At 45.3% G+C, this 8,851-nt stretch carries 9 protein-coding genes and 1 pseudogene (1 of these 10 cut by a window edge); 9 read left to right on the top strand and 1 reads right to left on the bottom strand.

Annotation, left to right across the window (positions count from 1 at the left end; translation table 11 throughout):
• Positions 1–469: 469 nt before the first annotated feature.
• Entirely contained in the window at positions 470–667 is a 198-nt protein-coding gene (locus A2048_06020) for a hypothetical protein (GenBank protein ID OGP09032.1), read from the top strand.
• 37 nt (positions 668–704) lie between these two features.
• On the opposite strand, the gene A2048_06015 is transcribed toward A2048_06020, so the two are convergent.
• Positions 705–2,072, bottom strand: coding sequence for a hypothetical protein (locus tag A2048_06015; protein ID OGP09031.1), 1,368 nt, complete (start codon positions 2,070–2,072; stop codon positions 705–707).
• A gap of 204 nt (positions 2,073–2,276) precedes the next feature.
• Here A2048_06015 and A2048_06010 point away from each other — a divergent pair, with 204 nt between their 5' ends.
• From A2048_06010 to A2048_05975, 8 genes and pseudogenes are all read left to right on the top strand, one after another.
• Positions 2,277–2,582, top strand: coding sequence for a hypothetical protein (locus A2048_06010; GenBank protein ID OGP09030.1), 306 nt, complete (start codon positions 2,277–2,279; stop codon positions 2,580–2,582).
• A gap of 3 nt (positions 2,583–2,585) precedes the next feature.
• Positions 2,586–2,879 (top strand): hypothetical protein, encoded by a 294-nt coding sequence (locus A2048_06005; GenBank protein ID OGP09029.1) that lies wholly within the window; start codon positions 2,586–2,588, stop codon positions 2,877–2,879.
• Positions 2,866–5,256 (top strand): hypothetical protein, encoded by a 2,391-nt coding sequence (locus A2048_06000; protein ID OGP09028.1) that lies wholly within the window; start codon positions 2,866–2,868, stop codon positions 5,254–5,256. The genes A2048_06005 and A2048_06000 overlap by 14 nt, the downstream gene beginning before the upstream one ends.
• A complete protein-coding gene (locus A2048_05995; protein ID OGP09027.1) occupies positions 5,253–5,939 on the top strand; it encodes a hypothetical protein in 687 nt (228 codons plus the stop codon). Before A2048_06000 ends, A2048_05995 begins: the two co-directional genes overlap by 4 nt.
• Before the next feature lie 10 nt (positions 5,940–5,949).
• Entirely contained in the window at positions 5,950–6,867 is a 918-nt protein-coding gene (locus tag A2048_05990; protein ID OGP09026.1) for a hypothetical protein, read from the top strand.
• Complete coding sequence (locus A2048_05985; protein ID OGP09025.1) at positions 6,842–7,561, top strand: hypothetical protein; 720 nt, start codon at positions 6,842–6,844, stop codon at positions 7,559–7,561. Before A2048_05990 ends, A2048_05985 begins: the two co-directional genes overlap by 26 nt.
• Positions 7,558–8,280 (top strand): P-type conjugative transfer protein VirB9, encoded by a 723-nt coding sequence (locus A2048_05980; GenBank protein OGP09024.1) that lies wholly within the window; start codon positions 7,558–7,560, stop codon positions 8,278–8,280. Before A2048_05985 ends, A2048_05980 begins: the two co-directional genes overlap by 4 nt.
• 47 nt (positions 8,281–8,327) lie before the next feature.
• A pseudogene (locus A2048_05975) lies at positions 8,328–8,851 on the top strand (hypothetical protein) (it continues 82 nt past the right edge of the window).

The following is an 8,851-nucleotide window of genomic DNA, read 5'->3' as shown; positions in this document are numbered from 1 at the left end:
ATCTTATCCCACGACTGGAGCTGTCTTTCAAATTTCAACTAAGATTTTTATATCACCTGGTAATCTAATTGCATAAAACCTCCTGTTTTTGATTCTATATACTCTTACCACAGAATTACCATACTTTTCCATCATTTTTCCAGACCCTATTAGAGGAAAGACTCTACGAAGGGCCAGATCCAGCCAAAGGTGTCATCGTCCTTTGCCCCCCCTCTCTATCAAAAGAATTGAATTTACTAAGTTTTGTGCCGAAGGCGGATCCGCCTTCGGCGGAAACCGCTCATTTTTTGTGGCAGGGGCGGGAGTTGAACCCGCGACCAATGGCTTATGAGTCCTATCAAGCCTAACACCATAAAATACTTCATAAGTAATTTCAATTAGTTACCTCTCAAAAAAACAGCCATGAGTCAACGAAATACCACACGGCACCACGGGTGGGGTGCTGCGAGTGGATTGTTCGGAGGTCCAAATGAGTGACACACTTAATAACAGCAGAGTCTTGTCAGGTCAAAAAGAAATAGCCCTATTTCTAGGGGTGTCGGTCAAAACCGTTAGGCGATACATGGCAGCAATTCCGGTTCGTCAATTTGGTAAAAAGTTCGTCGTTCTGGAAACGGACCTAATTAAGTGGGTCAAAATAAGACCTAAGGGACGTCCTTCGAAATAATACATTTGGGAGTCAGTGACTCCTTCTCGAATTTTTATTATTCAACTTCCCAATGGCCCCCTCTGTCTGGGCCCACTCTTTTCAAAAGACCAGATTCCTTCAGTTTGCTAATTTGCCATTCTATTCCTTTGCGTGAAAGGCCGAGGGTAGAAGCCATTTCTTCCGTTGCTATCTCAGGATTTTCACGGATCAGATTCAATATTTTCTCCCTAGTTTTCTCCCTAGTTTTCTCCCTAGTTTTCTGGTCATTTTTATCATCAACAGCTTTCAAAGCATATTCAGGATTGCGATAGAATAGAGCACGAAAGAATGTGTCGGATTCAAAAACAGGTTTTTTTAGATGGGCCTTTTTCATTAGTGAGCGCATCCGGCCAATGCCGGAGCCAACACGCTCCATCTTGTCCATACGATGAAACAAATCCGCAACAATCAAATTACGTCTGACGGATTCTTTCCCAAAATTTTCTTTGGAAAGCCCGGAAGGAAGGCCACCGGGATTCACTATCTCGACTCTGTCGTCAAAGATATTAACCGAAATATTGGTGCCGCGTATGCTGTAATCACGGTGAACAAGTGCATTCACCAGCGCCTCGCGCAAGACATCCAGTGGGATTTCATAAATATCATGGCGGTCTAATTCGTGAATTTCACTACGTACGTTTAGATGTTTTTTCAAGAAGGCCATCGCTTCATTGAGTTGAGTCAACAAATCATCCCGTACGTCTTTACGGTCGTAGATGTAGGTTTTGTCCTTGCCCTTGAACGCCGCAAGAATGGATTCGCAATGCGGAATAAACTGACCAACGTTATTCGCAAACATCAGAGCCCCAGCATTGTTGATTTCCTTCTCACGATAGACCCCTATGCTTGCAAGAACTGAGGGTAAGTTTGTCTGACTCACTTTAACTGAAGCCCCCAACTCTTTGAAAAATATTCGGACCTTCTTAAGCGAAAGGTCTTCCAACACAATTTTGGGACAACTCAAATCTTCAAACAGGACATCAGTGCTTTCTCTAAATATCGTCCGCACTTCTTTTTGGGTCATTTTTTGCGTTACCGCATCAAGCCTGCGAAAATAACCCGAGGAACAACTGTAAGGCTTTTCCCGTCCTTGAGGAACCTCGATAGCAGCAACGTCACCAATCCGAGATATCCCACTAAGGGCAATATGCGGTTCGCAATTGCGGGCAAGGTCAATGATTTCAGCCTTCATCCGGTTGGTCAGTTTTTCGCCAACAACATGCCCATCATCATCAACGCCAAGAAGGATAACTCCTCCACGGGCATTAGCCAAAGCCACAATATCCCGATCTATTTTTGGAGTATATTTTTCTTTAAACTCAACACTTAGTCCTTCGCCTTCAGTCAGCAAAAGTTTTAATTGGGTAGAATCGATGCTCATAATTTACGGAGTGGCAATATCCAATTTTAAAAATCAAAATTCAAGCAACCTTTCTCGCAAAATGAAGTCAGCGTTTTATCCAAATGTTGAGCCTCTGGCTATAAAACTTCCCTTTTTGTCCCCTAGATTCCCTTTTTGTCCCTTTTGGCCTCCTCCTAAATAAGTCATGTTTGTTTTAGATTTTTTGAAAACAAAACAACAAAGGAGGTGCCTGTGAAACTAAATAAAAAAAACGAAACGTATTTTCTGGTGGGCCTATTGGCCACCGCACTTTTCCTAATCCCTCAAATGGCCATGGCGGCAGCCGCTTGGGACGAGGCTTTAAAAACCATCGTCGATTACGTGACCGGCTCCACAGCCCGCTACATCGCCATTCTGGCGGTCGTGGGCTTTGGGTTTGCGGCTTTTGTGGGTCGAATCTCTTGGAGGCGTGCGTTGGAGATTGTTGTCGCCATCGCTGTGGTCTTCGGTGCAGCCAAAATCGTCGACATGTTTGCAGGGTCAGGGTCATGAAACATGAAAACAGAAAATACAGATTTGCTGTTTCTTGGCCTGACACGCCCAACGATGTTTTTGGGCGTGACCCAATCGTTTTTTGTCATCAATGGTCTTTTAAACACGATCTTGTTTTTGGCCTCGAATTCCTTCTTGCCCCTGATGTTGTTCCTGCCGCTGCTTCACGGGCTCGGATACGTCGCGTGTCTAAAAGACCCAAGAACATTCGATCTATGGTTCGCTTATGCAAAACACTGCACTAAATGCAAAAATAAAAGGTTTTGGAACGGCGCTAACAGCTATGATGTCTTTTGACATCAAGCTGAAAAACGAAAATCCAAAACTCCTCAAAACCGCTCAAGATGAAATGCAAATCTCTGCATTTATCCCTTACTCCTGCCATTATGATGAACACACCGTTTTAACCAAATCAGGGGACCTTTTACAGGTCATCAAAATTGCGGGCCTTCCCTTTGAAACCGCTGATCCCGATTGGCTTACTTTTCAAAAAGACATTCGGAACACTATTTTGAGAAGCATCGGCAAAAGCCAATACGCTATCTATGCCCATACCATCCGCCGTAAACGCAATGTGTATCCCGATGGGAGTTTTCCTGTTGGTTTTTCAAATGATTTAAATACAGCCTGGAAAAACAAACAGTCCGGCTTGGAGCTTTATGTCAACGATTTTTACCTTACCATCATCCATAAATCGAGACAGGACGGCATCGCCGGGCTTCGGGATAAACTCAAAGCTCTGTCGGGGAGCAAAGCCGATACAGAGCAAGAGCTAAAACTGGCTTTTAAGGAACTCGATTCCATTACCAGCCGCTTCATTGCAAATTTGCGGGACTATGGCCCCAAACTTTTGGGCATGGTTAAAAACGGGAAAGGTTTTTACTCAGAGCCCGCACAGTTTTTCAGTCAGCTCATCAACCTGCAAGACTGCCCCACCCTGGCACCAGCCATGGAGATGTCGAAGTATCTTGCGTGCAAAAGGCTATTCTTTGCCAGAGACGCCTTGGAAGCACGCGGTATGACTTCAAGCAAAGTCGCGGCGATTCTATCCATTAAAGAATACGCCGATTCGACATCTCCTGGCCTTCTTGATTCTTTTTTGGAAATTCCGGCAGAATTTATTCTGACTCAATCTTTTGTTTTTACCGATCGGCAAAGCTCCTTGAGCAAAATCCAGCTTCAGCAACGGAAAATGCTTCAGACGGAAGATTTGGCCATCTCCCAGATTGAACAAATCGACCAAGCCCTTGATGACACTACTTCAGGGCGCATCGGATTTGGGTATCATCACTTGACCGTTTTAGTCATGGCCGACAATTCCAAAAAGCTCGACCAGGCCTTGGCCAAAGTCGAAGCCGCTTTTTTGAATTTAGGCATTGTTGCCGTTCGAGAAGACGTGAATCTGGAACCCTGCTTCTGGGCTCAACTTCCAAGCAATTTCTCATTCATTGCGCGGAGTGCTTTGATTAGCACGGCAAATTTTGCAGGGTTCGCATCGATGCACAATTATCCCTGCGGTAAATTGGCCCGTAACCACTGGGGTCCGGCTGTCACGGTGTTAGAAACAGTATCAGGGACACCTTACTTCTTTAATTTTCATGCCAATGATGTGGGGCACACGACCATCATTGGCCCCACGGGTACGGGAAAGAGCGTTTTATTAAACTTTCTCATTGCTCAGTGCTTCAAGTTTCCTTGTAAGCTTTTCTTCTTTGATAAAGACAGAGGCGGCGAAATCTTCATCCGGGCCATGAACGGCGCACACTCCACTTTGGGCATCTCCCAACCCAGTGGATTTAATCCCCTCCGATTGCCGGACACTCCGGAAAACAGAGCCTTTCTTACGGAATGGCTTCAACTGCTTCTCACTCATCCCAAAGAATCTTTGAGCCCAGAGGATTTGACCAAAATCTCTGAGGCGATTGAAGGCAATTTTAAACTCGATGACCTCCACCGCACCCTAGAGAACCTGGCTCCCTTTTTGGGACTTGGGGGAGCCGGGTCTCTTGCCAACCGTTTGTCCATGTGGTTCGGGAATGGAAGTCACAAAAATCTTTTTGGGAACGAAGAAGATGTTCTCAAGTTCGATCAGCCTTTTTATGGATTCGAAATGGGAGAGATTTTAGAGGATTCCAAAGGGCTGCCGCCTGTTCTGGCTTACCTATTCCACCGCATCAACATGGCCTTAACCGGCCAGCCGACCATCATTGTTTTAGAAGAAGGCTGGAAGCTTTTAGACAACCCTTACTTTGCCCCAAAGATAAAAGACTGGCTTCAGACCATTCGGAAACGAAACGGATTTGTTATTTTCCTTACGCCCAATATTGAATCGGCCATCCATTCCACCATTGGCGACACTTTGGTTCAGCAATCTTCAACTTCCGTTTTTTTGCCCAACCACAAGGCCACTGTAGAAGGGTATTGCGGAGCCTTCAAGCTGTCTGAAAGAGAGCTCGACCTCATCCGAACGATGAATCCCCATGATCGATGTTTTCTCATCAAACACGGCAAGGATTCCATTATCGCCAAGCTTGATCTCACCGGCCTCGAGAATTTCATTAAAATTTTATCGGGAACAGCCAGAAACGTGGCTCTTCTTGATGAAATTATCCGAAAAACAGGAAGCCATCCCAACGATTGGCTTCCTGAATTCCAAGAACGGAGTCGTTTATGAATAAAAAAATAATATTTGGATTTTTGATGTTGATCTTTTTGGGAATTCACTCGGCCCATGCCGCTTGGCCGGTTGTGGATGTTTCGGCGATTGCCAGGTTGAAACTGCAACTCGATCAAATGAAGCAACAATTTGATGTGATGAAAAAGCAGTATGCCGAAATACAGGCTACCAAAAACGCTGTTACTGGTTCCTACGGCGTTAGTAATATTGCGAATAGCTTGAAAGACAAGGCTACCCGCCGCGCACTTCCGTCCACATGGCAGGAAGTGGTGAGTTTGCAAAAAAGTGGTTTCTACGGCCAGAGGCAGGATTATTTTAGCAAGTTGTTGCCAAGTATTGATGTCAAACTTCTTTCGCCAGATCCAAAAAACAGGAATGTGGTGAGCTATCAGGTTTCTACCAGTAACACCCAAGCCGCCTTTGCTGCCACGGAGTCAATTTATAATTCCATCCAAAATCGTCTGCAAACCATCGAATCTTTAACTCAAGAAATCGACAAGACGGATAATATTAAAAACTCCATGGATTTAAACAGCCGTATTGCCGCAGAAAACGGTTTTTTAAACCTCGACATGGCAAGGTTGGCTTCCATCCAACTATCCCTTCAGGCAAGCCTTCAAAATAATCAAAACCAGGCCACGGCCAATCACGCCGAATTTTTTGGAGGCGTCGTCAAGTAAGGAACTCTTTATGGCACTCCCAACTGAAATTTTGATGCAAGTCGATCAAGTAACCCTGGGTTACACAGCCAAAGCCTATCAGGCCGTCGTCAGCGCTCATATGTCGGAGCTGCGCTTGATGCTGGTGATTTACGTCGCCATGTTTGGCATTGGAGTTTTGCAGGGAATGATTCCTCTCACCCTTCAACAGGTGGCAAAACACATTCTGAAAGCCCTCATCATCTTTCAATTGGCTACCAATTGGGGGACGTTTACAACTTTCTTCTACAATGTTTTTACGTCAGGCCCTGACAAGCTTACTTCGGCTCTTTTGGGAGGCAACGCTCCGACAAAGCAGCTTGAAGATGTTTATGTTGTGGGCATTGAGGCCGCCCAAAATATTTTCCGTAAAGCAGGAACTTTTGACATTGCCCAAATGCTTCTTGCACTCCTTGTCATTATTGGAACGGTGCTCATGGTCGGCGTCGCCCTTTTTCTGCTCGTCTTTGCCAAAATGGGATTGGCTGTTTTACTTTCCATAGCTCCCATCTTTCTTACCTTCGCCCTGTGGAAGAGCACTCAAGGGCTCTTTCAGGGGTGGATCAATTATCTGGTTCACTACGCCATGATTCCCGTGATTACCTATGCCGTTTTAGGGCTGGCCCTTCAATTAATTCAAGCCCCGGTGAATGAAATGAAGGCTGCTGGTGAAAACCTCACCATGGCCACTACAACCCCATATCTTTTGATGGGGGCCATCACCACACTTCTTTGTTCTCAAGTCCTCAAAATTGCCGCAGCTTTGGGAGGAGGAATTACTCTTTCCGCCATGGGAGTCTTTAGCAACTACGTGACTCGCCCCAGTAAGTTCATCGCCACCAAAGCCCCTGTGGCCGCCAAACAGGCAGCCAAAGCAGTGAGTATTGTTAAAAGTAAAATGGGGAAATAATTTTTTTATGAAATCCGTACGTTCGACATTAAAAGATGATCCCGCTGTAAGCGAGTGGTACCATGACCTCTATCGCTCCACTGTCATCCAACGAAACCGATGGTTTCTGATTGGAGTGGTGAGCATCCTATTAGCAGGGATCGAAGGCATTGCCTTGGTTTCGCTTACCCCGCTAAAAAGTGTAGAGCCCTACATCCTTCAGGTGGACAATAAATCAGGCGTTACCAATGTTTTAAAACCCTTACGGGACAATCAAGAAAACACGCTCACCGAAGAAGAAGCCGTCACCAAATCCTTCATTGTCAAATACGTCATCGCTCGTGAGACATTTGATCCTCAAGATGTGAATCGAAATTACGATCTTGTCCGGCTCATGTCTTCCTCGGATGAATCAGAAAGATTCAATGCCTCTGTAGCCAATGGCAATCCCCATAGTCCTGTTGAGCGCTATAAGAGTACAACAACCCGCACCGTTAAAATCAGTTCCGTTAGTTTCCTTGATAAAAGAAAAAAGACCGCTCAAGTGCGATTTTCAACTACCGAAAACAGCCGCAACGAACACAAAGAAAATTACTGGGTCAGTATTTTAACCTTCCGCTACGTCAACACTCCGATGGATGAAAACGACCGTTTAAACAACCCGCTTGGGTTTCAGGTCATCACCTATCGGGTAGATCAGGAGATAATCCGATGAAAACAAAACTCTTAACTCTCATGTTAATCTTATTGGCCCTACCTGCTTTTGCAGAACAAAGGCCAAGGCCCTTGGGAAGTGATTCCCGAATAAAGCACGTCATTTACAATCCAAACGAGATTTACGAAATAAAATCCACCTTCGGTTATCAAACAACCATTGAGTTCTCTGAATCCGAATCCATTCAAGTGGCTTCCATTGGGGATTCCATTGCCTGGCAGGTAGTTCCGATGGGAAACAGGGTTTTCTTGAAACCCGTGGAACCCAATCCTCGGACCAACCTCACAGTAATCACCAATAAACGGACTTATTATTTCAATCTATCCACGATAGACGCACGTGTCGTTTCCGACATGACTTACTTGGTACGATTTGAATACTCAAACGCGGCGTTCACCTCCAATGGGGCTTTTAAGCCGAAACTGCCGGATGCGTATAATTTCAATTACAAACTCAAAGATGACAAGAAAAGCGGACTGGTCCGCGCCTTTGATGATGGGGATTTTACCTATCTCCAATTCAAAAGCACCTCAGACTTGCCCGCCATCTTCTGGATCGATTCCAGCGGGAAGGAATCCATCGTCAATTACCGCATTCAAGGCCCTTATGTGGTTGTGGAGCGAGTTGTCGACAAGCTTTTGTTAAGACGCGGGGGTATTGTCGGTACTGTCATTCGTAAAAAAGCGAAAAATAATTCTGGATATTTATCTTCAAACTAATCCGCCTTCGTCCCTTTGGGACTACGGCGCGACAAGGGGAGGCTACAATGGATGATTTAAACAAGAAAATTCCAGACGAAACAAAGCAGGAAGCCAATATTTTGGATCGTCAACCACTGCTCAGTTCTCTGGACCCTAAAAAGAAAAACTTTGGAATGGTTGGATTAGCTCTCATGATTCTAGCGGCCATTGTTCTTTTCTTTCTATTCAGTGGAAAGGAAAAACCAAAAGATGGAATTCAAAAAGAAGCGGTGGAGTTTGAACCCGCTGCGGGGCCGGTAATTCTTCCCTCACCTCCTGATGTGAAAGTGGAGGACCATTCCGATGAGGATGAGTTGCGAGACGCCCGCATGAAATCAGCCCTTGTCATTTACGGAGGGCAAAATCAAGCGGCGACACCGCAAAGAATAAGGTCAGGAAGTGCCGATTCCTACCAAGGCGGCAGCAATAACGCTAACTCGGATTTTCAAAATAATGTGGGAAGCCGATCAACACCCAAAGCCCAAGCATCCAGTGTGGGCTCTTTAGAGCAAACAATTCTTCAGGGAAAACTGATTGATGCCGTTTTAGA

The organism is Deltaproteobacteria bacterium GWA2_45_12 (assembly GCA_001797365.1).
Lineage (GTDB): Bacteria > UBA10199 > UBA10199 > UBA10199 > UBA10199 > UBA10199.
This window is presented reverse-complemented; position numbering and strand designations above follow the sequence as displayed.